The organism is Actinomycetospora chibensis (assembly GCF_028737215.1).
Lineage (GTDB): Bacteria > Actinomycetota > Actinomycetes > Mycobacteriales > Pseudonocardiaceae > Actinomycetospora > Actinomycetospora chibensis.
In genome coordinates this window covers 37,617-63,167 of sequence record NZ_JAQZAM010000020.1, presented here as the reverse complement: position 1 = coordinate 63,167, position 25,551 = coordinate 37,617, and the positions used below count along the sequence as shown (strand labels likewise).

Here is a 25,551-nt window from a genome sequence, read left to right as displayed (position 1 = left end):
CCGACGAGAGGAGTGACCAGTGGGCCCTGTGGGCGAGCACGCCACGGCCGTCGGGCGAGGGATGCGGGAGGGATCCCGGCGCGCCGGCGGGGGCGCCGGGCGCCTCCCCGCGGCGCGCCTGCTGCTCGCGGGGCTGGCGGCCCTCCTGGTGCTGACCGCGTGCGGCGGCGAGCCCGCCGGCGGCGCGGCCCCCTCGGGCCCCACGCGCACGGTCGACTCCGAGCGCGGCCCCGTGCAGGTCCCCGCCACGCCGCAGCGGATCGCCGTCCTCTCCGGCAGCCTCGCCGGGGACCTGTTCACCCTCGAGGCGCCGGTCGCCGTGGCGGAGCCCCGCGTGCTCGGCGTCCCGCCGGACGCCACCGGCTTCCCGCCGAGCTGGTCGGCCCAGGCGACGGCGCAGGGCACCCAGCGGCTCGCGAGCGAGGGCGCCGGGCTGTCGATCGAGCAGATCGCCGCCGCCCGCCCCGATCTGATCATCGGCGGCGGGCAGGGCTTCACGGCCGCGCAGGCCGCGAACGCCTACCCGCAGCTGCAGCAGATCGCGCCGACGGTGCTGCTCCCGGCCTTCACCCAGTGGCAGGACCAGCTGACACGGATCGCCGACGTCGTCGGGCGCCCGGACCGCGTGCCGGGCCTCCTGCAGGCCTACCAGGACCGGGCCGCCCAGGTCCGGGGCGCCCTGCGGCTGCCCCCGCAGCCGACGGTCTTCCTCTACCAGGCCCGCGACGGCAAGCCCTACGTGATCACCCCGACCGCGGCGCTCCCGCGCATCGCGAGCGACCTCGGCTTCGTCCCCGACGACGTCCTCGCCAAGGCGGGCAACCCGCCGCTGTTCGGCACGGGCGACTCGTTCGAGACCAGCCCGGAACTCCTCCCCCGGGTCGCCGACGCGCCGACCGCGATCGTGCTCCCGATCGGCCAGCGCCCCCTCGCCCAGCTCCGGGCGGACCCGGTCTACGCACGGCTGCCGGCATTCAGCAGCGGCCAGGTCTACGAGCTGCCCTCCACAGCCTTCCGTCCGGACTACGCGGGCGCGATGAGCACGCTCGACGCCTTCGCCGCCGAGTTCCGCTGACCGCCTGGCCCAGAATCCGGCCGGCCCAGAACCCGAGCGGCCCAGAACCCGAGGAGCCCGTCGATGCGCGTCGTCCTGTTCGGCTACCAGAAGTGGGGCGCACGGCTGCTGGCCGCGCTGCTGGAGTCCCGCCACGAGGTGGTGCTCACCGTCAGCCACCCGGAGGAGGGCGAGTGGGCACCCGCGATCTTCGAGGAGTCGATGGGCGACCTCGCCCGGGCCCACCACATCCCGGTGGTCTACCGCGAGAAGGCGGTCGACGACGAGCTCGTCACGGCGATCGAGGAGTCCGGGGCGGAGATCGGGCTGGCCTGCAACTGGCGCACGTGGATCAGCCCGGAGGTCTTCTCCGCGCCCACCCGCGGCACGGTCAACACCCACGACTCGCTGCTGCCCAAGTACGCGGGCTTCTCCCCGCTGAACTGGGCGCTGATCAACGGCGAGAGCCAGGTGGGCATCACCGCGCACTGGATGGACGCCGACCTCGACCGAGGCGACATCATCACCCAGCGCACGGTGCCGGTGACGCCCACCGACACCACCGAGGACCTGTTCCACCGCACCGTCGGCCTGTTCGGGGAGCTCTCGCTCGACGCCTTCGACCGGATCGAGCACGGCCCGCACGACTGGCTGCGCCAGGACCCCGAGCACGCATCGTTCTTCCACAAGCGCGCCGACCCGGACAACAGGATCCACTGGGAACGGCCGGCCCGCGACCTCGTCAACCTCGTGCGCGCCCAGACCGGGCCGTACCCGAACGCCTGGTGCCTGCACGAGGGCCGGCGGCTGCGGGTGCTCGAGGCGTCGGTGTCGAAGGAGAAGGCCGGCGGCACGCTCGGGCGCGTGTTCGCCCGGGAGGGCCGCGGCGTCATCGTCGTCGCCGGGCCGGACGCCTGGCGGGGTGGTCAGCACGGGCTGGTGCTGCAGCGGGTGCGCGACGACGAGGGCGTCGAGCACGTCGCCGGCGACTGGTTCCGGCGCATGGGGGACTACCTCGCATGAGCGTCTCGCCGCCGGCCGCCCCGAAAGCCGACGAGCGCGGGACGCCCCCGCTCGCGGGCGGGGCGTCGCGCGCGGCGGGCCTGGTGGTCGGGGTGGGGCTGCTGGTCCTCGCGACCCTGCTGTCGCTGGCGGTGGGCGCGCTGCCGGTCTCACTGACCCAGGTGATCACGGCGTTCACCGACTTCGCGGGCACCGACGCCCACGTCGCCGTGCGGGAGCTCCGGCTGCCGCGGACGCTGGTCGGCATCGCGGTCGGCGCGGCGCTGGGCGTCGCGGGCACGGTGATCCAGGGCGTGACGCGCAACCCGCTCGCCGATCCCGGCATCCTCGGCATCGAGGCCGGCGCGGCGTTCGCCGTGGTGACGTCGATCTACGTCCTGGGCATCACGAGCGTGTCCGGGTACGCGTGGTTCGCCCTGCTCGGTGCGGCGGTGGCGGCGGTGGTCGTCTACACCCTCGGGGCGTCGGGCCGAGCGGCGGCGAGCCCGGTGACCCTGGCGCTGGCGGGCGCGGCGGTGGCCGCGCTGCTCACCGCGCTGACCTCCGCGATGGCGCTGCTCGACTCCGGCACCCTGGACGCCTTCCGGTTCTGGGTGGTCGGCTCGCTCGCCGGCCGCGACCTGGAGATGCTGGCCGGAGCGGCGCCGTTCCTGGTGGTCGGCGTGGTGCTCGCCCTCCTGTCCGGCCGCGCGCTCAACGCGCTGGCCCTCGGCGAGGACGTCGCGCGGGCGCTCGGACAGCGGGTGCCCCTGTCCCGGGGCCTCGCCGCGGTGGGCATCGTGTGCTGCGCCGGCGGGGCGGTGTCGGTCGCCGGACCGATCGGGTTCGTCGGGCTGACCGTGCCCCACGCGGCCCGCGCGCTGGTCGGCCCGGACTACCGCTGGGTGCTGCCCTACTCGATGCTCATCGGCCCGATCCTGCTGCTCGTCGCCGACGTGGTCGGCCGGGTGCTGGTGCGGCCGGGCGAGCTGCAGGTCGGCATCGTCATGGCCGCGATCGGCGCTCCGGTGTTCATCGCGCTGATCCGGCGCGGACGGCTGGTGCAGCTGTGACCCGGGCCGACCCGCGACCGATGTCGCGCCGCGTGCCGGTCCGCGCGGGCGGGTTCTCGCGGCTGCTCGATCTGCGGCTGCTCGCGGTGTGCGCCGGCGCGCTCGTCGTCGGCGTCGTCGCGGTCGCCCTGTCGGTGAGCGTCGGCGAGTTCCCCATCCCGCTGGGCGACGTGGCCGCGACCCTGGTCGGCTCGGGGACGTTCAGCGACGAGTTCATCATCGTCGGCCTGCGGCTGCCGCGGGCGCTCGTCGGCCTCGGCTGCGGGATGGCGCTCGGCGTCTCCGGGCTGATCTTCCAGACGCTGGTGCGCAATCCCCTGGCGGCGCCGGACATCATCGGCGTCACCGGGGGCGCGAGCCTGACCGGCGTCGCCATCCTCATCCTGGGCGCCCCGCCCGCCCTGCTCCCCCTCGGGGCGTTCGCCGGCGCCGTCGCGTCGGCGACGCTGGTCTACGCCCTGGCCTGGCGCGGCGGGCTCTCGCCGTACCGCCTGGTGCTGATCGGCATCGCGCTCGCCGCGGTCTCCGTCGCGGGCACCCAGTACCTGCTGGTGATCGGCGACCTCATCGACGTCCAGCGCGCCGCGGTGTGGCTCGTCGGCAGCCTGGGCGGCGTCACGTGGGCGGAGTTCTGGCCCCTGCTCGTGGGCCTGGTGCTGCTCCTCCCGGCCACCGCGGCCCTCGCGCGGGCCCTCGACGCGCTCTCGCTCAGCGAGGAGTCCGCCACCGCGCTCGGGGTGCGCGTGCAGCGCTCGCGCCTCGGGCTCGTGGTCGTCGGCGCGGCGCTGGCGGCGTTCGCGGTGGCCGCGGCCGGGCCGATCGGGTTCGTCGCCTTCATCGCCCCGCACCTCGCCCGCCGGCTGACCGGGCTGACCGGCGCGGCCGTGCTACCCGCCACCGCCCTGCTCGGCGGGGTGCTGGTGATGGTCTGCGACCTCGTCGCCCGCCTGGTGCTCGCGCCGGTCGAGCTGCCGGTCGGCGTCGTCACCGCCGTCGTGGGCGCGCCCTTCTTCCTCTACCTGCTCCACCGCGCCAACAGACCCGTCCGTGGAGGGTGACCGCATGAGCCTGCGCGCCCATGACCTGACCCTGGGCTACGGCGGCACCCCGGTGGTCGCCGACCTCTCGCTCGAGCTGCCGCCCGGGTCCGTCACCGCGATCGTCGGCGCCAACGCGTGCGGCAAGTCCACCCTGCTGCGCGGCCTGATCCGGCTCCTGGCGCCGAGTTCCGGCGCGGTGCTGCTCGACGGCACCGAGCTGGCCCGCCTCGGCACCCGGGAGGTCGCCCGGCGCCTCGGGCTCCTGCCCCAGTCCCCGTCCGCGCCCGAGGGGCTCACCGTCGAGGACCTCGTCGCCCGGGGCCGCTACCCGCACCAGAGCTGGCTGCAGCAGTTCTCCCGCGACGACCAGCACCACATCGACTGGGCCCTCGAGGTCACCGACACCGCCGGGCTGCGGCGCCGCTCGCTCGACGCGCTGTCCGGGGGTCAGCGCCAGCGGGCCTGGATCGCGATGGCCCTGGCGCAGGACACCGAGACCCTGCTGCTCGACGAGCCCACGACGTTCCTCGACATGGCCCACCAGGTCGAGGTGCTCGACCTGCTGTCCGACCTCAACCGCGAGCAGGGCCGCACGATCGTCATGGTCCTGCACGACCTCAACCAGGCGTGCCGCTACGCCGACCACATCGTCGCGATGCACCGGGGCCGGATCCACGCGCAGGGCCCGCCGTCGGAGGTCGTCGACGCGGAGATGGTGCGCACGGTGTTCGGCCTCGACGTCCGCATCGTCCCGGACCCCGAGGAACACACCCCGATGTGCGTGCCGGCCAAACGGCGACGGCGTCGCGTCGACGCCCCCGAGCAGCAGCCCACCGTGACGTGACGCTGCCCGAGGGCAGCACGAGGGAGAGGACCGCCATGGCAGAGCAGACCCCGACGACCGGAACGACCGGGAGCGTCGACCGTGACCGCATCCGGACCGACGTCGCCGCGGCACTCGGCGAGGAGCCCCAGGAGGTCGGCGACGACGACGACCTCTTCGACCTCGGCCTCGACTCCATCCGGCTCATGAGCCTCGTCGAGCGGTGGCGGGGCGAGACCGGCTCCGACATCGGTTTCGTCGACCTCGCCGAGGAACCCACCGTCGCGGCCTGGAGCCGCCTGTTCACCGGAGCGTGACGACGTGCCCAACCCCTTCGACGACCCCGACGGCCGCTTCCTCGTCCTCGTCAACGACGAGGGCCAGCACAGCCTCTGGCCGGTCTTCGCCGACGTACCGGCCGGCTGGACGGTCGTGTTCGGCGAGACCGAGGACGGTGCCGGCGCCGACCGGGCCGCCGCGCTCGAGTACGTCGAGCAGCACTGGACCGACATGCGCCCGCGCAGCCTCGCCGAGCGGATGGAGCGGGCGGAGACCTGACCCCGCCGGCTCAGCGCGGGTCGCGCCGCATGCTGAGCGCGAGGCCGACGTCGGCGGCGCCGCGGAAGATGAAGGCCAGCCCCACCAGGATCCCGATCCAGACGATGGCGGTGAACGGCGACACGAGCAGGACGAACGCGGCGATCAGGCTGAGCACCCCGAGGACGATGTTCCACCCGCGGTGCTCGGACTGCGAGAACCCGACGAGCAGATCGTGGACGCCCGCGATCACGAACCACAGGATGAGCCCCCAGACGAGCGCGACGACCCCGCCGCCCGGGTTGAAGAGCACGAGGATGCCGGCCACGAGGACCAGCACACCGAACGCGGCAAGCCACCCGCGACCCGTCGAGCCGGTCTCGGCACGCCAGGCGACCCCGATCTCCAGGGCGCCCTGCACGATCAGAGCGATCCCGAGGAAGACGGCGGCGACCACGGTCGTCGCCAGGGGATTGATCAGCGCGATCACTCCGACCACCAGGCCGAGGACGCCGGACGCGAGGATCCAGCCCCATCCGCTCGACGCCCGGCGCACGCCGGGTCCACCCACCGCGCTGGTCATCAGCGTTCTCCTCTCAGGGAACAGATCCTTCGGGGCACATCGAAGCCCTGTTCACACCCCGTGTCGAGAGGGCGCACTTGACCCGTCTGCTGCGATGATCGACGTGAGCGGAGCCTTGCTCGACCCCACCGTCGCCGTCGACGCCCACGCCGGGGAGCGTCTGGCCTCGGAACCCGTGATCTGGCTGGGCACGGTCGCGCCGGACGGCCGCCCGCACACGGTGCCGGTGTGGTTCGCCTTCGACGACCCGATCGTGACGATCTTCAGCCGTCCGGACACCGCGAAGATCGGCCACCTCCGGGCGAACGGGGCCGTCAGCATCGCCCTCGACACGGCCGGCCAGGGCGCCGACGTCGTGACCGGCGGTGGCGACGCCGTCCTCTCCGAGCTCGCGCGGGTGGAGGACGCCCTCGACGCCTTCGGGCGCAAGTACGCCCCGATGCTCGGCGACCAGCCCCTGGACGCCTGGCTCATGACGTTCTCGCAGCCGATCGTCGTCACCCTCGACCGGCTCGTGGCGTGGCGCAGCACGGCGAACGGGCTCGAGTACCGGTCGCTACCCTCCCGCGAGTGATCACTCCGACCCGCCGGGCGGTGCTCCTCGGCGGTGTCGCGGCGGTGCTCGCCGGGTGCTCGGCGGGCGTGCCGCCGGCCGGCCCTGCGGCTTCCCCTGATCGGCCGAGATCGGCCCGCACCGTGCTCGACCCGGCCGCCCTCGACGACCTGGAGCGCCGGTCAGGCCGGCGGATCGGCCTCGTCGTGCTGGACACCGGCACCGGGCAGGCGGTGCGGCACCGCGCGGACACCCGGGTGCTGATGTGCTCGACGGCCAAGGTGCTCATCGTCGCGGCGATCCTGCGCCGGCGCCTCGAGGACCCCGGCCTGCTCGGGCGCACCGTCCGCTACACCCGCGCCGACCTGCTCTCCTACGCGCCGACGACCACACGCTTCGTCGACACCGGCATGACCGTGGCCGCGCTGTGCGAGGCCGCGATCGTGGTCAGCGACAACACCGCCGCGAACCTGCTCACCGGCCTGCTCGGCGGGCCGGCGGCGACGACGGCGTTCGTCCGGACGCTCGGCGACCCGGCGACGCGTCTGGACCGCCTCGAGCCGGAGCTCAACGAGACCGGACCCGGCGACGAGCGCGACACCAGCACGCCCGACGCCGTGGCGGCGGACCTGCGCGCCCTCGTGGTGGGGGACGCCCTCGACCCCGTGGGCCGCGATCTCCTCCTCGGCTGGATGGACGGCGCGACCACCGGCACCCTGCAGATCCGCGCGGGCGTGCCCGGCGACTGGCGCGTCGGCGACAAGACCGGCTCCGGGGCCCGGGGCGAGAGCCACGACATCGCCGTCGCCCGCCCGCCGGGGCGGGCGCCGCTGGTGATCGCGGTCTACACGACCCCGGACGACCCGGCGAGCACGAACGGCAGGCAGACCATCGCGGAGGCGACGCGGATCGCCGTCGCGGCCCTCCCGCCGGGCGGTCCGGCACGGTAGGACGGGAGCCGTGGAGTACACGGTCAGCCGGGACGTGGACGCCGACGCCGGGACGGTGTGGGCGGTGATCGCCGACGTGGAGCGCATGCCCGCGTGGACGTCGACCATGACGCGCGTCCGCGTGCTCGACGGCGGGGAGCTGCGCGTCGGCACCCGCGTCCGGGTCGAGCAGCCGCGGCTGCCCACCGCGACGTGGGAGGTCACCGAGCTCGAGCCCGGCCGGTCCTTCACGTGGGCCTCGCCCGCCCCCGGCCTGCGGAGCGTCGCCTGGCACGCGGTCGAACCGACCGACGCAGGTCGCAGCCGGGTCACGCTCGGCATCCGCCAGACGGGGCCGCTCGGGGTGGTCGCGACGCTGCTGGGCCCGCTGACCCGGCGCTACGTCGACACCGAGATCGCCGGAATCGTCGCGGAGGCGACGCGGACTACGTGAGGACCAGCGTGAGGTGCACGCTGTGGTGGTCCTCGGGGTAGTCGGCGAACGGGGCGCACGGCACGAAGCCGTGGCGCGCGTAGAGCCGGCGGGCGGGGGCGAAGTACTCCTCCGCGCCGGTCTCCAGGCTCAGCCGCCGGTACCCGCGACGGCGCGCCTCGGCGACGACGTGCTCGACGAGCCGCGTCGCGGTCCCGCGACCCCGGTGCGCCGACGCCGTGCGCATCGACTTGATCTCGCCGTGGGACGGGTCGAGCTCGCGCAGGGCGCCGCAGCCCAGGAGCGAGGCGCCGTGCGTGTCGTCCCAGACCGTCCAGAAGGTCACGTCCGGGGCCCGCAGACCCTCGAGGTCGAGGGCGTGCGTGCTCTCCGGCGGCGACACCGCGCGCATCTCCTCGAGGTGCTCGTCGAGCAGGGCGGCGATCTCGGGGCCGGTGAGGTCGTCGGCGAGGATCCTCATGGCAGGGGAGCGAGCTGCGGGCGCTTCGGCGGGCGGTGGTCGCCCGTGCTACGGCCCTGCGCGCGCCGCTGCAGCCACGGCCACAGGTGCTCGCGGGCCCAGCGGGCGTCCTCGGTGCGGCGCGCGGTCCACGTGGTGGGTGCCTCGGGCGGCCAGGGCTCGCGCCAGTCCTGCTCCGGCGGGAGGCCGAGGACCTCGCAGACCCGGGCCGCGACCTTCGCGTGACCGGCCGCATTGAGGTGCAGGCGGTCGTCGGTGCGGGCCCGGGCATCGGCCAGCGGCGCCATCGCCCACAGGTCGACGAGGTAGGCGTCCTGCCGCGCGGCGATGTCGCGGATGTGCTGGTTCATCGCGGCGAGCCGCCGGGCGATGAGGTTGAGCAGCGGGCTCTCGCGGGTGTTGAACCCCGTGAACACGAGCACGTCGGCACCTGTCGCGCGCAGCGTCGCGACGGCGCCCTCGAGCCGCTCGGCGAGGGCGTCCGGGTCGGCCGACGGGCGCAGCAGGTCGTTGCCGGCCGCGCAGATGCTCACGAGCTCGGGAGCCAGGCGCACGGCAGCCGGGACCTGGGTGGCGACGACCCGGTCGAGCAGGAGCCCCCGGATCGCGAGGTTGGCGTACCCGACGTCCGGCCGTCCGCGGGCCAGGGCGGCGGCCACGCGGTCGGCCCAGCCGCGCTCGACCCCCGTCGCGGGATCGGGGTCGCCGACGCCCTCGGTGAAGCTGTCCCCGAGTGCCACGTAGCTGCGCCAGGCCCCACGCGCGGGCCGCGGGCCCGGCACGTCGAGTGACGCCTCGTTCCTCGTCACCCGCGCGATTCTGCTCCGCGGGCCCGACGGTGCGCGCCACCGCCCCGATCATGTCCGGTTCCTACCGACCGCCCGCGACGTCGAGGACGCTGCCGGTGCAGTAGGACGCCTCGTCGGAGAGCAGCCACGTCACGGCGGCGGCGACCTCGTCGGCCGTGCCGGCGCGCCCCACGGGCGCCGAGGGACCGAGACGCTCCACGCGGTCGGGCTGCCCGCCGGACGCATGGAGCTCCGTGTCGATGATCCCGGGGCGCACGACGTTGACGCGCACGCCCTCGCCCGCGACCTCCTTGGCCAGCCCGGCGCCCAGGGTGTCGACGGCGGCCTTCGAGGCGGCGTAGTCGACGTACTCCCCCGGCGAGCCCAGCCGGGCCGCGGCCGAGGACACGAGCACGATCGACCCGCCCGGGCCTCCGTGTCCGGTGGAGAGCCGTCGCACGGCCTCGCGGCAGGTGACGACCGCGCCGACGACGTTGACCGCGAGCATCCCGCTGACGCGCTCGGCGGACATCGCGTCGACCCGCGCCTTCGGGGCCACCACCCCGGCGTTGACCACGACGCCGGCGAGCGGGCCCATCGCGTCCGCGGCGGCGAACGCGGCCTCGACGTCGGCCTCGACCGCGACGTCGGCCCGGACGGCCTTCGCGTCGACGCCGTGCTCGCGGGCTGCGGTGACCACCTCCTGCGCGGCCTCGGCCTCCCCGCGATAGGTCAGGCACACCGCCCACCCGGCGGCCGCGGCCCGCGCGACCACCGCGGCACCGATGCCGCGACTGCCGCCGGTGACGAGGAGGACGGCCATCAGACGGTGAACCCGAGGCTCGACTCGCGTCCGGCGGCGCGCGCCGCACGGTGCTCGGCGATCGTGGTCTGGTCGGCCAGCGAGCGCCCCTGCCCGAGCCCGGCGAGCACCGCGGCCTCGGCGCGCTCGATCGCCTCGGCGCCGGCCAGCGCGGCGCGTACCTGGTCGGGGGTGGCGACGGCGAGCCCGTCGTCGTCACCCAGCACGACGTCGCCCGGCCGCACGGCGACCCCGCCGACGGCGACCGTGCCCTCGTCGAACCCGCGCGGGTCGCGCGCGGTGCCCGACGCCGGCGTCGACCCGCGGGCGAACACCGGCAGCCCGAGCGCCCGCAGCCCGGCGACGTCGCGGCAGTGGCCGTCGATGACGATCCCGGCCAGGCCCCGGCGGCGCGCCTCGGCGGCGACGAGCTCGCCCGCGATCGCCCGGGAGCCGCGGGGGTTGGCGACGACCAGCACCGAGCCCGGCGCCGCCTCGCCCGCCGCGACGAGCACCGGCAGGTGGTCGTCGGGGGCCACGACGGTGACCGCGGGCCCGGCCATCCGCACGTCGGGCACCATCGCCCGGATCGCGGGGTCGGGCAGGGCGAGGGTCTTGTCGGCATCGCACAGCGAGGAGGTCGCGAGGGCACGGGCGCGCGCGAGCTCGTCGGCGGTCAGGGGATCCACGGGCGGCCATGATGCTCGACTCCGCGCCGCGTGGCGACGATCCTTCTGCGGCGTGACGTCTCCCGTGATCCTCGAGGTCGCCGTCAACGGGGCGACGCCCCGCTCGGTCAACCCGCACGTGCCGCTGACCCCCGCCGAGGTCGCCGACGAGATGCTCGCGTGCGTGGCCCGCGGGGCGAGCATCGCGCACGACCACCACGAGGCGATGTTCGTCGCCGACGGCGTGCACCCGGTCGAGCCCTACGTCGAGGCGTGGACGCCGGTGCTCGCCCAGTACCCCGACCTGCTGCTCTACGCGACGATGGCCGCCGGGGCGCGCGGCATCCCGATCGAGCGGCGCTGGGCGCACCACGAGGAGCTCGCCCGCCGCGGGATGGGCGGGCTCTCGCTGGTCGACCCCGGGTCGGTGAACCTGGGCCTGACCAGCGACGGGGTCGTGGCCGAGGCCGCCGCGCCGGGCCCGTACCAGAACAGCCTGGCCGACACCGAGCACATGTTCGCCCGCTGCGCGGCGCACGGGACCGGGCCGTCGATCTCGATCTTCGACCCGAGCTTCCTGCGGGTGGCGCTCACGTGGCACCGCCACGGGCGCGTGCCGCGCGGCGCGATCGTGAAGCTGTACTTCGGGGGCGCGCTGGAGTTCGGGCTGCCGCCGACGACCACGGCGCTGGAGGCCTACCTCGAGATGCTCGAGCCGTCGGGGCTGCCGTGGTCGGTGGCCGTGCTGGGCGGCGACGTCGTCGCCTGCGGGCTCGCCGAGACCGCGGTGCGCCGGGGCGGGCACGTGCGGGTCGGGCTGGAGGACTTCGCGGGGACGACGACGCCGACGAACACCGAGCTCGTCGACGGTGCCGTCGCCCTGCTCGCCGACCTCGGGCACCGGCCGGCGACCATTGCCGAGACCCGCGGGATCCTGGGTCTGTGAGCACGGTGGTCGACCGCCTGCGGGCGGCCGGGTGCGTGTTCGCGGAGGAGGAGGCCGCGTTGTTGCGCGCGGCCCCGGGCGACCTCGACGCGCTGGTGGCCCGCCGGGTCGCCGGCGAGCCGCTCGAGCAGGTGCTCGGATGGGCGGAGTTCGCGGCGCTGCGGGTGCGCGTCGCGCCCGGGGTGTTCGTGCCGCGGCGCCGCAGCGAGTTCCTCGTGGCGCGGGCGCTGGCGGTGCCCGGCGAGGTCGTCGTCGACGCCTGCTGCGGCAGCGGGGCGATCGGGGCGGCGCTGCTGGCGGCGCGGCCGTCGCTCGTGCTGCACGCCACCGACCTCGACCCGTCGGCCGTGGCCTGCGCGCGGGAGAACCTGCCCGGGGCCGCGGGCGTGCACGTCGGTGATCTCCTGGACGCCCTGCCGGTCGCGCTCGCCGGGCGGGTCGACGTGATCGTCGCGAGCACCCCGTACGTGCCCACCGACGCGCTCGCGGACATGCCACCCGAGGCCCGCGACCACGAGCCCCGCGCCGCCCTCGACGGCGGCGGCGACGGGATCGACGTGGTGCGCCGGCTCGCTCACCGGGCGCCGGCGTGGTTGCGACCGGGCGGTCATCTGCTCGTCGAGTGCGCCGAGCACCAGGCCGACGCGGCCCGCGAGGCGCTCGTCGCGGCGGGGTTCGACGCCGTCGTGCACCACGACGACGACCGCGACGCCACGGTGATCGCCGGCGTCCTCTAACCCTCGTCGGTCTTCTCCGCGGCGCGCTTGCGGCGCTTGCCCTCGTGCATGGCCTGGACGCGGGCGACGGGGATGGTGCGGCCCTCGGCGACGAGCTCCTCGGGCAGCGCCTGGGCCGCGGGGCGGGACGTCGCGTCGGACCACGGATCGGGGCGGTCGGGCGCCGTGCGGACGGTGATCTCCGAGGGCACCACGGTGTCGAGCTCGTCCCAGGTCACCGGGAACGACACCGGCAGGCCCGGGCGCACGCGCGGGCTGTACACGGCGGCGATCGTCGAGCCGCCGGCGCGGGTGGGGTCGACGAACACCTTGCCGTCGCGGTCGGCGCGGATGAACGCCGTGGTCGCGACGGTCGGGTCGAGGCGCTCGGTGCGCACCGCGAGCGCGCGGGTGGCGCCCGCGACGTCCTCGTGGGTCGGCCCGGGCGCCAGCGGCACGAGGATGTGCACGCCCTTCGACCCCGTGGTCTTCACGACGCCGGCGAGCCCCACGTCGTCGAGCGCCCGGCGCACGAGGTGCGCGGCGGCCACGACCGCGTCGAACCCGGCGTCCTCGGGCGGGTCGAGGTCGAGGACGAGGTGCTCGGGCATGCCCATCGCGTCCGCGCGGGTGAGCGTGGGGTGGTACTCGATGGCGCGCTGGTTGGCGAACCACAGCAGCGTCGGACGGTCGTCGCACAGGGCGTAGGCCACCTCGCGGTGCGACGACTCGGCCCAGAACGACACCGTGCGCACGAAGTCCGGCGTGTACTTGGGCACGTTCTTCTGCATGAACGGCTTCTGCCCGCGCAGCGCCCGCACCACGGACAGCGGCCGTCCGGCGAGCGCGGGCAGAAGCCGTGGCGCCATCGCGTCGAGGTAGTCGACGAGCTCGCGCTTCGTCACTCCCGCCCCGGTGAACAGCTCCTGGTCGAGGTTCGTGAGCGCGACGCCGTCGCGCTCCTCGCCCGTGCTGTCGGACCCGCGCCCGCGGGATCCCGTTGCGGCCACGGCGTCACTTTCCTGCTCAGGGGCACATCGGGCAAGCGCCACACGCGGGGCGGGGGGTCCCGGCGGACGCCGTCGAGGATGAGAGAGTCCCCGCCCGGCAGCCGAGATCGGCACGGAGAGCGACGGGACGGTCACCGCGAGGGACCACCCGGACAGACCACTCGTCCGTGTCGACCCCGGTGCCGTTGAGAGGGAGGCGCCGCGCAGCGGTGCCCCGTCGAGAGGAGCAGGGTGGGTCGGCACACGTGGAGGGACGTCCGGGCCGAGGCGCGTGAGGGCGCCCATCGGGTCGGGCGTCGGATCGGCAGGCGCGCGGCGGCCCTGGGGCTCGGACTGACCGCCCTCGCCGGCATCGGCGGCGTCGGGGCGGTCGCGATGGCGGTGCCGGTCGCGCCCATGCCGTGCGAGGACAACGTCAAGGCCTGCGCCCGCCTGTCCACCAACGAGGCGTGGCTCTCCGACGGCAAGGGGACGATCCTGCGCGGCCCGGTGCGGATGAACCACGGCGCTCCGGGCAGCGAGACCCCGGTCGGCATGTTCGCCGTGCAGCGCAAGGAAGAGGTCCACCTCTCCAAGGAGTACGACAACGCGCGCATGCCGTGGTCGGTGTTCTTCGACAACAACGGCCGCGCGTTCCACGGCGGCGACCCCGCCCGCCAGTCCGCGGGCTGCGTGCGCATGGCCGACCCCGACGCCCAGGCCTTCTTCAACGGCCTCAACGTCTACGACCGGGTGCAGATCGTCCCCTGACCCATGTGAGCACTTTCCGCCCCTCCGAGGGCGGAAAGTGCTCACGGACGGAGGCGCAGGGAGCGGAGGCGGTTGAGGGCGGCGGCGACCTCGTGGCGGCGGGGGCGGGCGACGTCCTCGGACCGGCCGTCGAGCAGCGCCTCGGTCCCGCGGCGCTCGAGCTCGGCGTCGAGCAGATCCAGGCCCTCGGCCAGGGTGATCGTCCCGTCGAGCACGCCGTCTCCGAGCAGCGCGAGCGCGCGCCCGATGCCGGCGACCTGCGAGCGGTCGGCGATCTGCTCCACCGCCGAGAGGTCGACGTCGTCCTCGCCGAAGCTCAGCCGGTCCCGACCCCGCGCGGTCACCCGCCGCTTGCCCTTCGCCGTCGGGTCCAGCGACGCCGGGTCGACGACGCGCGGTGTCACCGCCGGGAAACCGGTGTGCTCCACCGTGCGCGACGGCCCGGAGGCGGCGATCTCGTGGGCCCGCGCGGTGACGTCGGACGCCCGGTAGGCGTCCATCATGATCACCGTGTCGGCGACGCCGAGGTAGTCGCCGGACCCGCCCATCACCAGCACCGTCGACACCCCGTGCTCGGCGTGCAGGGGGCGGACCCGCTCGACGAACGGCACCAGCGGCTCGGTCGCGATCAGCTGCTGCATCCGCGCGTCGCGGATCATCATGTTGGTCGCCGACGTGTCCTCGTCGATGAGCAGGACGTCGGCGCCCGCCTCCACCGCCTCGACGGTCGACGCGGCCTGGCTCGTCGAGCCCGAGGCGTTGGTCGTCGAGAAGTCGTCGGTCGGTTCGCCGGACGGCAGGTGCGCGACGAACGCGGACACGTCGTCGTGGGTCACCGCGCGCCCGTCCTCGGCGCGCAGCTTCACCGCGTCCGGCCGGGTGACCACCTGCTCGCGGCCGTCGCCGGGCACGTGGTCGTAGACGCCGGCCTCCAGCGCGCGCAGCAGCGTCGACTTGCCGTGGTAACCGCCGCCGACGATCAGCGTGACGCCCTCGGGCACCCCCATCCCGCGCACCGGCCCGGCGTTCGGCGCCTCGAGCGTCACCGACCGCTCGTCCGGCCCTGCGAACGGCGTCGCCCCGTCGAGCGGCCGGTCGTCGACGCCGCTGCGCCGCGGCAGCACGGCCCCGTCCGCGACGAACCCGACGAGCCCGCGGTCGGCGAGCGCCGCCCGTAGCGCCACGGCGTCCTCGACCGTCTCGACGAACGCCCGCGCCGCCGCGTGGTCGGCGGAGTGGACAGCCTCCCGCACCGCGGTCGGGAGGGTCTCCCCCAGCAGCGTCGCCGCCTCGCGCCCGAGGATCCGGCGCTTCGGCCCGGGGAACGGGACGCCGACCTCGAGGACCACGACGCCGTCGTCGCGGACCGTGCCCGCGCTGCGCTCGAGGACCTCGGGGCCCCCCGCGTCGACGTTCACCGGTGTGCCCCGCAGCGACCGGCGCAGGCCACGGAGCAGGAACGACGCGAGGGCGCGGCGACGGTCGGCGGTCGACCACAGGTCCGCGGGCAGGCCGGCGTCGTGCACGGTCATCCGCACCCGGCTCGGCGGGGCGAACGGGTCGGCCTGGACGCGCAGCACCTCGAGGTCGAGCGACGCCACGGACCATCGCCCGGACAGCGACCTGTAGCGGCCGTAGCTGGCGCCGTCCATCGAGCGCAGGGACGCGGCGAGATCGTCGCGGGGAGCCATGGCCGGAGGTGTGCCCGTCCCGCACCGACCTCACGCCCGGCCCCACGCCCGGCCTCACGCCCGGCCTCACGCCCGTCCGACCGGTGCCGGGGCACCGTGGGAGCCGTGCGTCGATCGTCACCCCGAGCGCGGGATCTCATCGCCCGGAGTGCGTCCGATCCGTCCCGTCCGGTCACGATGCGCGACCCGTGACCGTTCCACGGGCCACCCCCCGGGCACCGGGGGTCCGACCCCCGCGCGATAGTGGAAACGCTCACAACGTCGTGTCCGCAAGACCGAGGGGAAGCTCCGTGATCGTCCTGGGTCTCTCCGGCCTGCCGCACGCGCAGGAGCACCTGCGCCGCACCCACCCCGACCTCTCGCCGCTCGACGAGCGGATCGTCCAGGGCCTCGACAGCGCCGCGGCGCTCGTCGTCGACGGGCGTCTGGTCGCCGCCGCGTCCGAGGAGCGGTTCACCGGCGAGAAGGGCACCGGACGCCTGCCCGAGCAGGCGATCGCATGGTGCCTGCGCGAGGCCCGGGTCACGCCGGACGACGTCGACCTGATCGCCCACGGCTTCGACTACGACCGCCACCGCCGCACTTTCGAGATCACCGGCGCGCCGTTCGACGAGGTGTACTCGAGCGCCACCGTCATCGACGGGCTCACCGGCCTGGGCTGGACCCGCGTGGCCGAGCGCTTCCGCTCCGTGCGCCACCACGAGGCGCACGCCGAGTCCGCGCTGGTGCCGAGCGGGTTCGACCGGGCGCTGTGCATCGTCAGCGACGGCATGGGCGAGACCGAGTCGCTCTCGGTGTTCCGGGCCGTCGACGGGACGCTCGAGCGCCTGCACACCACGCCGATCGCGTCCTCGCTGGGCATCCTCTACTCGATCGCGACCCGGTTCCTCGGCTTCCAGTTCAACAACGACGAGTACAAGGTCATGGGGCTCGCCCCGTACGGCGACCCCGAGCGCTTCCGCCCGGTGTTCGAGAAGCTCGCCCGCGTCGACGCCGACCGCGGCACGGTGTCCATCGACTGGCCCACGAACGGCCTCGCCGACGCCGAGCAGGGCTACCCCCACGCCCGCGCCTTCCTGGCCGAGGCGTCGTTCACCCCGCGGACGCCGGACGGCGGCATCCACCGCGACGAGGCCGACTTCGCCGCCGCCCTGCAGGACCGGCTGACGACGCTGCTCGTCGAGCTGACCTCCGTGTGGCTCGAGCGCACCGGCGAGCGGAACCTCTGCCTCGCCGGCGGAACCTTCCTCAACTGCAAGTCCAACCAGTCGATCGCCGCGCTGCCGGGCGTGGACGCGATGTTCGTCCAGCCCGCCTCCGGCGACGACGGCACCGCGCTCGGCGCGGCCTGGCACGTCGCCCGCGGCGAGGGCGGCGGGCTCGCCCCGGTCACCGGCGCGTTCGACCCCTACCTGGGCCCGCGCTACGACCCCGACGAGGTGCGCGCGGCCCTCGAGGCGCGCCCCGACCTGCGGTGGACCCACGTCGGCGAGACCGCGGAGTACTTCGCCGCGGCCGCCGCGGACATCGCGGCCGACCGGATCGTCGCCTGGTTCTCCGGGCGCATGGAGTTCGGGCCCCGCGCGCTGGGCAACCGCTCGATCCTCGCCCGGCCCGACGGCGACCGGATCAAGGAGCGGATCAACGGGGCGGTGAAGTTCCGCGAGGCGTTCCGTCCGTTCGCCCCTGCGGTGCTCGACGAGGACGTCGACCGGCTCTTCGTCACCCGCGGCTTCGAGCCCGACCGCTACATGCTCTGCACCGCGCAGGTGCGGCCCGAGGCCCGCACCGTGGTCGAGGGCATCGTGCACGCGGACGACTCGGCGCGGATCCAGACGGTGCGCGACGACCTCGCCCCCGGCTTCACCCGGCTGCTGCGCGAGGTCAAGGCCCGCACCGGGGCCGGCGTCGTCGTCAACACGTCGTTCAACGTCAAGGGCCAGCCCCTGATCATGGATCCCGGCACCGCGCTCGACACCTTCGCCGGCATCGCCCTCGACCGCCTCTACATCGAGGGGTACGTCGTCGAGGGCACGGCCACCGGGGTCGCATGAGCTCGATCCGACCTCTGACGCGCGAGGACCTGCCCGCCGTCGCGTCGCTCTACGAGCGCGTCGCCCGGTCGGGCGGGGCCACGCCGCCGGCGCCGCTCGCCGGCTACCTCGAGCGCCTGTGCCTGGACGCCGTGTGGGCTGACCCGGACATCCCGCCGCTGGTCGCCGAGGGCGGCGACGGCGCGATCATCGGTTTCCTCGGCTCGTACCCGCGGCGGGTCCGGCTCGACGGCCGGGCGCTGCGCGTGGGCTGCTCCGGTCACCTCGTCGCCGAGCCGTCGAACCCCGGCATCGGCGCGCTGCTGACCCGCACGTACATGCAGGGCCCGCAGGACCTCACGATCACCGACGGGGCCACGGACTACATGCGCCAGATCTGGCGCACGCTGCGCGGCCGGGTCCGCACGGCGCCGTCGTTCGGCTGGTACCGCGTGCTGCGACCGACGTCGACGGTCGCCTCGCTGCTCGGCGACCGCGGCCGGCCCGTCCCCGGTCCCCTGCGCAGCGTCGGCGGCGGGCTGGACGCGCTCGCCCGGCGGGTCCCCCGCATCGGCGCCCGCCCGGCCCCGCCTCAGGACCCGGACGTCACCGCCGAGCCCCTGACCGTCGAGGCCCTGGTCGAGCAGACGTCCTCGGCGCCCCGGCACTGGCGGTTGCACCCGGACTACGACGAGCGGTACCTGACCGGCCTGTTCGCCGAGCTCGACGCGGTCGTCCCGGTCCGCGGCGAGGTGCTGCGCCGCCTGGTGCGGGGGCGCAACGGCCGGGTGCTCGGCTGGTACGTGGCCTTCGTGCCCACCGGCGGGATCGCCCAGGTCCAGCAGCTCGCGGCGACCGGTCCCGACCCCGGCCCGGTGCTCGACCACCTGATCGCGGAGGCCGACGCCCGCGGCGCGGCCGCGGTGGCGGGACGGCTCGAGCCGTCGCTCGCCGACGCGGTGCGCCGGCGCCGTTGCCTGATCCGGTCGAGCGCCTGGGCGCTGGTGGACTCCGACGACACCGGCGTGCTCGCGGCGCTCGACGCCGACGACACGCTGCTGACCCGGCTCGACGGCGAGTGGTGGATGGGCCACCACCTGCTCTGGCGTGAGAGGGAAGCCGCATGACCCCGACCGGACTCACGGTCTACTCGACGTGCCCGCAGTCCAAGGACGTGCCTGCTGCCGACTACCTCGACGCGGTGGCCACCACCGCGCGCTGGAGCGAGGACGCCGGCTGCGCGGGCATGCTGGTCTACACCGACAACGGCATCGCCGACCCGTGGCTGGTGTCGCAGACGGCGATCGCGGCGACGCAGCGGCTCGCCCCGCTCGTCGCGGTCCAGCCGGTGTACATGCACCCGTACACCGCGGCGTCGATGGTGTCGTCGCTGGCGTACCTGCACGGCCGCTCGGTGCACCTGAACATGCTCGCGGGCGGGTTCAAGAACGACCTCGTCGCGCTCGGCGACCAGACCGAGCACGACGACCGCTACGCCCGGACCGTCGAGTACACGCAGATCCTCACGGCCCTGCTGCGCGGGGAGACGGTGACGGTCGACGGGCGGTGGCACCAGGTGCACAACCTGCGCCTGGCCCCGGCGCTGCCGCCCGAGCTCATGCCCGAGGTGCTGATCTCCGGCTCCTCCCCCGCCGGCCGGGCCGCGGCCGAGGCGATCGGCGCGACGCCCATCCGCTACCCCGAGCCGCTCGGCGCCGGTTCCGTCACCGACGCCGACGCACCCACCGGCGGCGGCGTGCGGATGGGCATCATCGCCCGCGACGACGCCGACGAGGCCTGGCGCGTCGCCCGCGAGCGCTTCCCGGCCGACCGCGCGGGCCAGGTCGCCCACGCCATGGCCATGCGCGTCTCGGACTCGCACTGGCACCACCAGCTCGCGGCGGCCCGGGACGCAGCGGCTCCGACGCCGCGGGCCGACCTCGGCGCCGAGCCCGAGCCCTACTGGCTCGGCCCGTTCGAGAACTACCAGTCGTTCTGCCCGTACCTGGTGGGCTCGCACGACCGCGTCGCCGCCGAGGTCGCGCGCTACGTCGAGCGGGGCACGGAGGTGTTCGTGCTGGACATCCCGCCGGCGGCCGAGGACCTCGGCCACGCGGGCGAGGTGTTCGTCCGCGCCGGAGCGGCGGTCCGCGCATGACCCGCCACCTCCAGGACCTGCTCGCCGCGTCCGCCGACCGGCACGCCGACCGGCCCGCGCTCGTGGGCGCCGACGAGACCCTGACCTACGCCGAGCTCGACGCCGCGGTGAACCGGGTCGCGCACGTGCTGCTCGCGCACGGCCTGACGCCGGGCGCGCGGGTGTGCGTGCTCGCGGAGAAGGCGCCGTGGACGGTCGCGGCGCTGATCGGGACGCTGCGCGCGGGCGGCGCCTACGTGCCGGTCGACCCGGCCGGGCCGGCCTCGCGGGTGGCGCGGATCGTCGGCGCCGCGGAGCCCGAGGTGGTGCTGGTCGACGCCGGGTCGCGTGCCCTGCTCGACGAGGTGCTCGCCGAGCTTCCCGGTCCGCCGCCGGTGGTCGGCGCGATCGACGACGCCCCGGCCGCCTTCACGCGCGCCGACCTGCTCGCGGCGCCCGCGGACGCCCCCGCCGCCGCGCCCGCCGACCTCGCCCACCTGCTCTTCACGTCCGGCTCCACCGGCGCGCCCAAGGGCGTGATGATCACCCACGACACGGTGCTCGCGTTCGTGGACTGGGCGCTGCGCCACTTCGGTGCGAAGCCCGGCGACCGGATCTCGGGGCACCCGCCGCTGCACTTCGACCTGTCGACGTTCGACATCTACGCGACGCTCGCCGCGGGTGCCGAGCTGCACCTCGTCCCCGCGTCGCTGGGGATCGACCCGCGCGGCACGGCGTCCTTCATCCGCGACCGCGCGCTCACCCAGTGGTTCTCGGTGCCGAGCGTGCTGACCTACCTCGCGCGCTTCGACGCCGTCGCCCAGGACGACTTCCCCGCCCTCGAGCGGCTCCTGTGGTGCGGCGAGGTGCTGCCGACGCCGGTGCTCGCGCACTGGATGCGCCGGCTGCCCCACGTCCGGTTCACCAACCTCTACGGCCCCACCGAGGCGACGATCGCGTCGAGCTACTTCGACGTGCCCGAGGTCCCCGCCGACGAGACCCTCCCGGTGCCGATCGGGCGGGCGTGCGACGGCGAGGAGCTGCACGTCCTCGACGAGGCGATGGCTCCGGTGCCCGCCGGGGAGATGGGCGAGCTCTGGATCGGCGGCGCCGGACTCTCGCCCGGGTACTGGCGCGACCCGGAGAAAACGGCGGCCGCCTTCCGCGCCGACCCCGTCGCGGGCGAGCGGCTCTACCGCACCGGCGACCTGGCGCGCGCCGACGTCGACGGTGTCGTGCACTTCCTCGGGCGCGCCGACTCGCAGATCAAGAGCCGCGGCTACCGCATCGAGCTCGGCGAGATCGAGGCCGCGCTGGCCACCGTCGCCGGCATCCGGGAGTGCGCCGTGGTGGGCGTCGACACCGGTGGCTTCGAGGGCACGACGATCTGCTGCGCCTACTCGGTGGCGGAGGGCCACGAGCTCCCGCCCACCGAGCTGCGCAGCGCCGTCGCCGAGCTCGTGCCGCGCTACATGGTGCCCGCGCGGTGGGCCGAGCTCGACGACCTGCCCCACAACGTGAACGGGAAGATCGACCGCCCGGCACTGCGGGAGCGCTTCACCCCCGCGGGCGCCGCGACAGGAGGACGTTGACCATGCCGGACGCCAGCACCGGAGCGGTGAACGACCAGCTGATCGACCTGGTGCGTGACCGTCTCGGGGTCGAGGTGCCCTCGTCCGACACCGATCTCGTCGCCGACGGCCTGATCGACTCGCTGGCGCTCGTGACGCTGATCGTCGGGATCGAGGACACCTTCGGGTGTCGGTTGCCGCTCGACGACTTCGACATCGAGCGGTTCCGCAGCGTCGACGCGATGGCCGCGTTCCTCGCCGAGGTCGGGGTCACGGGCTGAGCACCGGATGACCGGCTCGTAGGCTGCCGGGCATGATCGTCGGCCTCACCTTCGCGGTGCTCGCCCTCGCGCTGGCGTGGGCGCTGTGGTGCGCGGTGTCCGCGGTCGTCGGCCAGGCCCCGACCAAGGCGCACCGCCTCGGTCTCGTGGCGCTCGAGGCCGTCGCGCTCGTGCAGGCGCTCGTGCTCGTGGTCGGGCTCGTCGTGCTGGGCGGGCGCTCGGCAGGCGCCGTCATCGAGATCGTCGGCTACCTGATCGCGACGCTGGTCGTGCTGCCCATCGGCGCGGCGCTGGCCCACGGCGAGCGCACCCGCTACGGCTCGGTGGTGCTCGCGGTCGCGGGCGTCACGCTCGCGGTGCTGTCGCTGCGCACGGGGCAGGTCTGGACGGTGACCGGTGCCTGAGACCCGATCCCTGTCGGCCGGTCCCGGCCGGGTGCTGCTCGTGGTCTACGTGGTGTTCGCGATCTCGGCGGGTGCTCGGGCGATCTACCAGATCGCGGTGCAGTTCGAGCGCGCGCCGGAGGCGTACCTGCTCTCGGCCTTCGCGGCGGCCGTCTACCTCGTCGCGGCGGTGGCGCTGGCCCGCGGCGCACGGCGGGTCGCGCTCGTCGCGGTGGTGATCGAGCTCGTCGGCGTCCTCGGGATCGGCACGCTGTCCCTGCTGCGGCCCGAGGACTTCCCCGACCCGACGGTCTGGTCGGACTTCGGCGTCGGCTACGGCTTCGTCCCCGTGATCCTTCCGATCCTCGGCCTGCTCTGGATCGGTCGCGTCCGTGAGTGACGTTCACGGCGACAGCCGTGAACGTCACGCACGTGGGCCGGTCAGCCCAGCCCCGTGCCCGCCACGCCGCGGCGCCAGTAGCCGTCGAGGTCGACCGCCGCGGTCGGCAGGAACGCGCGCAGGCGCCGGCGGACCGGGCGCAGCTCGCCCGCCTCGGCACCCATCCACGCGAAGCCCTCGCCGGGCGGGGGCGTGAAGCCCGCGACGACGTCGTCGAGCAGGCCGGTGGTGCCCGCCGGGGCGCCGTCGCGGTGGCGCCAGTGCACGGTGACGTGGGACGGGACGTCGGGGAGGTAGGCCTCCTCGGCGACGTCGGCGACGTCGACGGCCACGGTGATCGGCACCGGGGGCAGCTGGTCGAGCCAGCGGGCGAGCGCGGGCAGGGCCGTCTCGTCACCCCCGAGCAGGTACCAGTCCCGCGCCGCGACCGACGCGCTCGAGCGGGGCCCGTAGAGCCACAGGGCCCCGCGCGGGTCCTCGGCCCACGTCCCGGCGAGCCCGCCGCCGTGGCGCACGAAGTCGACGTCGACGGTGCCTGCGGGGGGGTCGTGACGGCGCAGCGTGTACTCCCGGTAGGGCCGGGACGTGCCCGCGGGCGGGGCGGCGAGACCGCGGGCGGTCAGCTGCGGCTCCGGCGGCTCCTCTCCCGGCGCCGGCGGGAAGAAGAGCTTGGCGTGGTCGGTCGGGCCCGTCACCGGCAGGTCGTGCAGGTCGCCGGCGAGGCGCACGCGGCGCATCCGCGGGGTCACGTCGAGCACCTCGACCACCTCGACGCGCCGCGGCCGCCGGGCGTGCTCGGAGTGCTCGACGTGCGAGACGACCGGGGCGTCGCGGACCACCATGGCCGGAGACGTTAACGAGTCCGGTAGCGCAGGTGGACCGCCCCGCTGTCGAAGCGCCGCTCCTCGACGAGCTCGAGGTCGAGGCGCACGCCGTCGGGGAGGAAGCGCGTCCCGCCGCCGACCACGACGGGGACGACGATCGGCCCGATCTCGTCGACGAGCCCGGCCGCGAGCGCCGCGGCGGCGAGGCCGGGGCCGTCGACGGTGAGGTCGCCGCCCTGCTTGAGCTCCCGGATCGCCTCGGGGTCGAGGTCGCGGGCGATCGTGGTCCGGGCGCTGGACACGGTCTCCAGCGTCCGCGAGAAGACGATCTTGTCGGCCGCCTGCCAGGTCCGGGCGAACTCGGCCATCTCCGGCGGCTCGTCGGGCAGCTCGTGGGCGGTCTCCCAGAAGACCATCGTCTCGTACATCCGGCGGCCGTAGAGGAAGGTGCGGACGGGCCGCATCAGCTCCTCGAAGTAGCGGTGCAGCTCCATGTCCTGCTCGATGCCCCAGCCGAAGTCGCCGTCGGCGTCGGCGGTGTAGCCGTCGAGCGTCGTCATCATCGAGTACATCAAGCGGCCCATACGACGCCTCCTCGTCCTGATTGCATTTCGCAACCGGTTCGGAGCGTAGCGGATCGTGCTAGGACTCGGGGATGTTCCAGGCGCTCGCCGACGCCGTCGGCGCCGAGCACGTGATCGCGGGCGACGACCCGTCGGTGGCCGACCTGTGCGCCGACGAGGCGCTCGGGGTCCCGGCCGGTAAACCCGCGTACGTCGTGTGGCCCGCCGACCGGGAGGAGGTCGTCGCCGTGGTGAACGCGGCCCGGGCCGCGGGCATCTCGGTGACCGCGCGGGGCGCAGGCACCGGCCTCTCGGGCGCCGCGACCCCCGACGACGGCGCGGTGCTCCTGTCGTTCGCCCGCATGGACCGGATCCTCGAGATCGACCCCGTCGACGCCGTCGCCGTGGTGCAGCCCGGGGTGGCGCTCGACGTCCTCGACGCCGCGGCGGGCGAGCACGGGCTGACCTACCCGGTGCACCCCGGTGAGCAGTCGGCGTCGCTCGGCGGCACCGTCGCCACCAACGCCGGCGGGATGCGCGCGGTGCGCTACGGCGTCACCCGCGCCCACGTGCTCGGTCTCGAGGCGGTGCTCGCCGATGGGACCGTGGTGCGCACCGGCGGGCGGCTCGCGAAGATTTCCTCGGGGTACGACCTCACCCAGCTGCTCATCGGCTCGGAGGGCACGCTCGCGCTGGTCACCGAGGTGATCGTGCGCCTGCATCCGCACCTGCCCGCCCGGCGCACGGTGCTGGCGCCGTTCACCGGTGGGGCCGACGCCGTCACCGCCGCGGTCGGGCGCATCGTCGGCGCGGGGCTCGCGCCGTCGGTGTGCGAGTACCTCGACGGCCCGACCATGCGCGCGGTCTGCGCCGCCGCCGACCTGACCCTCGGCCTGCCCGAGGACCTCGTGGACGCCGACCACCTGCTCGTCGAGCTCGCGGGGCGCCGCGTGGAACGGGTCGACGAGGACGCCGAGGAGCTCGCCGACACCCTGTCGGCGCTCGGCGCCGCGGAGGTTTTCGACCTGCCCGCGGGGTCGGCGCGACGGCTGGTCGAGGCGCGGGAGAAGGCGTTCTGGGCGGTCAAGGCGGCCGGCGCCGACGAGATCGTCGACCTCGTCGTGCCGCGCTCGGCGATGGCGGCGTTCCTCGGGCGGGCCCGCGCCGTCGGCGACGCCCACGGCTCGCGGGTGCTGGGCTGCGGACACGCCGGGGACGGGAACGTGCACCTCGCGGTCTTCCAGCCCGACCCGGAGCAGCTGGCGGCCACGCTGCACGGGGTGTTCGCCGCCGGGATCGCGCTGGGCGGCGCGGTGTCGGGCGAGCACGGGGTCGGGCGCGCGAAGGCCCACCACCTCGCCGAGCTCGGCGACCCCGGCGCCCTGGACGTCCTGCGGCGCGTGCGGGCCGCGCTGGACCCGGAGGGGACGCTGAACCCGGGCTGCTCGGTCCGCTGATCGACGCCCGGTCCCCGCTAGGG

General features: G+C 75.1%; 30 protein-coding genes. 21 read left to right on the top strand and 9 right to left on the bottom strand.

What is annotated here, in order from left to right; all coding sequences use genetic code 11:
- Positions 1 to 19 precede the first annotated feature (19 nt).
- The 7 genes from PH189_RS25225 (at position 20) to PH189_RS25195 (ending at position 5,550) form a co-directional block, all read left to right on the top strand.
- Positions 20 to 1,075 (top strand): ABC transporter substrate-binding protein, encoded by a 1,056-nt coding sequence (locus PH189_RS25225; protein ID WP_274191605.1) that lies wholly within the window; start codon positions 20 to 22, stop codon positions 1,073 to 1,075.
- Between the two features lie 63 nt (positions 1,076 to 1,138).
- Complete coding sequence (locus tag PH189_RS25220; protein WP_274191604.1) at positions 1,139 to 2,077, top strand: methionyl-tRNA formyltransferase; 939 nt, start codon at positions 1,139 to 1,141, stop codon at positions 2,075 to 2,077.
- Positions 2,074 to 3,129 (top strand): FecCD family ABC transporter permease, encoded by a 1,056-nt coding sequence (locus PH189_RS25215; protein ID WP_274191603.1) that lies wholly within the window; start codon positions 2,074 to 2,076, stop codon positions 3,127 to 3,129. The genes PH189_RS25220 and PH189_RS25215 overlap by 4 nt, the downstream gene beginning before the upstream one ends.
- A gap of 20 nt (positions 3,130 to 3,149) precedes the next feature.
- Complete coding sequence (locus PH189_RS25210; RefSeq protein ID WP_274191602.1) at positions 3,150 to 4,187, top strand: FecCD family ABC transporter permease; 1,038 nt, start codon at positions 3,150 to 3,152, stop codon at positions 4,185 to 4,187.
- Positions 4,188 to 4,191: 4 nt separating this feature from the next.
- Complete coding sequence (locus tag PH189_RS25205; RefSeq protein ID WP_274191601.1) at positions 4,192 to 5,013, top strand: ABC transporter ATP-binding protein; 822 nt, start codon at positions 4,192 to 4,194, stop codon at positions 5,011 to 5,013.
- A gap of 35 nt (positions 5,014 to 5,048) precedes the next feature.
- Positions 5,049 to 5,309: a phosphopantetheine-binding protein gene (locus PH189_RS25200; RefSeq protein ID WP_274191600.1), complete on the top strand. Its 261-nt coding sequence runs from the start codon at positions 5,049 to 5,051 to the stop codon at positions 5,307 to 5,309.
- A gap of 4 nt (positions 5,310 to 5,313) precedes the next feature.
- On the top strand, positions 5,314 to 5,550 hold the full coding sequence (locus PH189_RS25195) for an MbtH family protein (RefSeq protein WP_274191599.1): 237 nt from the start codon (positions 5,314 to 5,316) through the stop codon (positions 5,548 to 5,550).
- A 10-nt stretch (positions 5,551 to 5,560) separates the two neighbouring features.
- Here the strand turns inward: PH189_RS25195 and PH189_RS25190 are convergent, their stop codons facing one another.
- A complete protein-coding gene (locus PH189_RS25190) occupies positions 5,561 to 6,112 on the bottom strand; it encodes an HdeD family acid-resistance protein (RefSeq protein WP_274191598.1) in 552 nt (183 codons plus the stop codon).
- A 103-nt stretch (positions 6,113 to 6,215) separates the two neighbouring features.
- Here PH189_RS25190 and PH189_RS25185 point away from each other — a divergent pair, with 103 nt between their 5' ends.
- From PH189_RS25185 to PH189_RS25175, 3 genes are read left to right on the top strand one after another with little or no spacing between them, the layout of a single operon-like run.
- Positions 6,216 to 6,686 carry a pyridoxamine 5'-phosphate oxidase family protein gene (locus tag PH189_RS25185; RefSeq protein WP_274191597.1) on the top strand — a complete coding sequence of 157 codons (471 nt, stop codon included), beginning with the start codon at positions 6,216 to 6,218 and terminating at the stop codon, positions 6,684 to 6,686.
- Complete coding sequence (gene bla, locus PH189_RS25180; protein ID WP_274191596.1) at positions 6,683 to 7,615, top strand: class A beta-lactamase; 933 nt, start codon at positions 6,683 to 6,685, stop codon at positions 7,613 to 7,615. The genes PH189_RS25185 and bla overlap by 4 nt, the downstream gene beginning before the upstream one ends.
- 10 nt (positions 7,616 to 7,625) lie before the next feature.
- Entirely contained in the window at positions 7,626 to 8,048 is a 423-nt protein-coding gene (locus PH189_RS25175; RefSeq protein ID WP_274191595.1) for an SRPBCC family protein, read from the top strand.
- Here PH189_RS25175 and PH189_RS25170 read toward each other — a convergent pair.
- From PH189_RS25170 to PH189_RS25155, 4 genes are all read right to left on the bottom strand, one after another.
- Complete coding sequence (locus tag PH189_RS25170; protein ID WP_274191594.1) at positions 8,041 to 8,508, bottom strand: GNAT family N-acetyltransferase; 468 nt, start codon at positions 8,506 to 8,508, stop codon at positions 8,041 to 8,043. The genes PH189_RS25175 and PH189_RS25170 overlap by 8 nt on opposite strands.
- Positions 8,505 to 9,317: an SGNH/GDSL hydrolase family protein gene (locus tag PH189_RS25165; RefSeq protein ID WP_274191593.1), complete on the bottom strand. Its 813-nt coding sequence runs from the start codon at positions 9,315 to 9,317 to the stop codon at positions 8,505 to 8,507. Before PH189_RS25165 ends, PH189_RS25170 begins: the two co-directional genes overlap by 4 nt.
- 61 nt (positions 9,318 to 9,378) lie before the next feature.
- Positions 9,379 to 10,119 carry an SDR family oxidoreductase gene (locus PH189_RS25160; RefSeq protein WP_274191592.1) on the bottom strand — a complete coding sequence of 247 codons (741 nt, stop codon included), beginning with the start codon at positions 10,117 to 10,119 and terminating at the stop codon, positions 9,379 to 9,381.
- Positions 10,119 to 10,787, bottom strand: a complete 669-nt coding sequence (locus PH189_RS25155) for an RraA family protein (protein WP_274191591.1) — start codon at positions 10,785 to 10,787, stop codon at positions 10,119 to 10,121. Before PH189_RS25155 ends, PH189_RS25160 begins: the two co-directional genes overlap by 1 nt.
- A gap of 52 nt (positions 10,788 to 10,839) precedes the next feature.
- Here PH189_RS25155 and PH189_RS25150 point away from each other — a divergent pair, with 52 nt between their 5' ends.
- Together PH189_RS25150 and PH189_RS25145 are read left to right on the top strand one after the other, a co-directional pair.
- Complete coding sequence (locus PH189_RS25150; protein WP_274191590.1) at positions 10,840 to 11,712, top strand: beta-keto acid cleavage family enzyme; 873 nt, start codon at positions 10,840 to 10,842, stop codon at positions 11,710 to 11,712.
- On the top strand, positions 11,709 to 12,449 hold the full coding sequence (locus PH189_RS25145; protein ID WP_274191589.1) for a putative protein N(5)-glutamine methyltransferase: 741 nt from the start codon (positions 11,709 to 11,711) through the stop codon (positions 12,447 to 12,449). Before PH189_RS25150 ends, PH189_RS25145 begins: the two co-directional genes overlap by 4 nt.
- On the opposite strand, the gene ligD is transcribed toward PH189_RS25145, so the two are convergent.
- On the bottom strand, positions 12,446 to 13,438 hold the full coding sequence (gene ligD / locus PH189_RS25140; RefSeq protein WP_274191588.1) for a non-homologous end-joining DNA ligase: 993 nt from the start codon (positions 13,436 to 13,438) through the stop codon (positions 12,446 to 12,448). The genes PH189_RS25145 and ligD overlap by 4 nt on opposite strands.
- A 231-nt stretch (positions 13,439 to 13,669) precedes the next feature.
- Here ligD and PH189_RS25135 point away from each other — a divergent pair, with 231 nt between their 5' ends.
- Positions 13,670 to 14,188, top strand: coding sequence for a L,D-transpeptidase (locus tag PH189_RS25135; RefSeq protein ID WP_274191587.1), 519 nt, complete (start codon positions 13,670 to 13,672; stop codon positions 14,186 to 14,188).
- Between the two features lie 41 nt (positions 14,189 to 14,229).
- On the opposite strand, the gene PH189_RS25130 is transcribed toward PH189_RS25135, so the two are convergent.
- Positions 14,230 to 15,879 (bottom strand): ABC-ATPase domain-containing protein, encoded by a 1,650-nt coding sequence (locus tag PH189_RS25130; RefSeq protein WP_274191586.1) that lies wholly within the window; start codon positions 15,877 to 15,879, stop codon positions 14,230 to 14,232.
- Positions 15,880 to 16,169: 290 nt separating this feature from the next.
- Here PH189_RS25130 and PH189_RS25125 point away from each other — a divergent pair, with 290 nt between their 5' ends.
- The 7 genes from PH189_RS25125 to PH189_RS25095 are packed head-to-tail and all read left to right on the top strand — an operon-like array spanning position 16,170 to position 22,684.
- On the top strand, positions 16,170 to 17,933 hold the full coding sequence (locus tag PH189_RS25125) for a carbamoyltransferase family protein (protein WP_274191585.1): 1,764 nt from the start codon (positions 16,170 to 16,172) through the stop codon (positions 17,931 to 17,933).
- Positions 17,930 to 19,039, top strand: a complete 1,110-nt coding sequence (locus PH189_RS25120; protein WP_274191584.1) for a GNAT family N-acetyltransferase — start codon at positions 17,930 to 17,932, stop codon at positions 19,037 to 19,039. The genes PH189_RS25125 and PH189_RS25120 overlap by 4 nt, the downstream gene beginning before the upstream one ends.
- A complete protein-coding gene (locus PH189_RS25115; RefSeq protein WP_274191583.1) occupies positions 19,036 to 20,070 on the top strand; it encodes an LLM class flavin-dependent oxidoreductase in 1,035 nt (344 codons plus the stop codon). The genes PH189_RS25120 and PH189_RS25115 overlap by 4 nt, the downstream gene beginning before the upstream one ends.
- The gene (locus PH189_RS25110; protein ID WP_274191582.1) at positions 20,067 to 21,641 is read left to right on the top strand and encodes an amino acid adenylation domain-containing protein; all 1,575 of its coding nucleotides are present in this window, start codon (positions 20,067 to 20,069) and stop codon (positions 21,639 to 21,641) included. Before PH189_RS25115 ends, PH189_RS25110 begins: the two co-directional genes overlap by 4 nt.
- Positions 21,642 to 21,643: 2 nt before the next feature.
- Entirely contained in the window at positions 21,644 to 21,901 is a 258-nt protein-coding gene (locus tag PH189_RS25105; RefSeq protein WP_274191581.1) for an acyl carrier protein, read from the top strand.
- Between the two features lie 32 nt (positions 21,902 to 21,933).
- The gene (locus PH189_RS25100) at positions 21,934 to 22,305 is read left to right on the top strand and encodes a hypothetical protein (protein ID WP_274191580.1); all 372 of its coding nucleotides are present in this window, start codon (positions 21,934 to 21,936) and stop codon (positions 22,303 to 22,305) included.
- Positions 22,298 to 22,684: a hypothetical protein gene (locus tag PH189_RS25095; RefSeq protein ID WP_274191579.1), complete on the top strand. Its 387-nt coding sequence runs from the start codon at positions 22,298 to 22,300 to the stop codon at positions 22,682 to 22,684. Before PH189_RS25100 ends, PH189_RS25095 begins: the two co-directional genes overlap by 8 nt.
- Positions 22,685 to 22,725: 41 nt before the next feature.
- Here the strand turns inward: PH189_RS25095 and PH189_RS25090 are convergent, their stop codons facing one another.
- Together PH189_RS25090 and PH189_RS25085 are read right to left on the bottom strand one after the other, a co-directional pair.
- Positions 22,726 to 23,526 carry a siderophore-interacting protein gene (locus tag PH189_RS25090; RefSeq protein WP_274191578.1) on the bottom strand — a complete coding sequence of 267 codons (801 nt, stop codon included), beginning with the start codon at positions 23,524 to 23,526 and terminating at the stop codon, positions 22,726 to 22,728.
- Between the two features lie 11 nt (positions 23,527 to 23,537).
- Complete coding sequence (locus PH189_RS25085; protein WP_274191577.1) at positions 23,538 to 24,092, bottom strand: dihydrofolate reductase family protein; 555 nt, start codon at positions 24,090 to 24,092, stop codon at positions 23,538 to 23,540.
- A 71-nt stretch (positions 24,093 to 24,163) separates the two neighbouring features.
- Between PH189_RS25085 and PH189_RS25080 the strand changes: the two genes are divergently transcribed.
- Complete coding sequence (locus PH189_RS25080) at positions 24,164 to 25,528, top strand: FAD-binding oxidoreductase (protein WP_274191576.1); 1,365 nt, start codon at positions 24,164 to 24,166, stop codon at positions 25,526 to 25,528.
- The last annotated feature ends 23 nt before the right edge of the window (positions 25,529 to 25,551 follow it).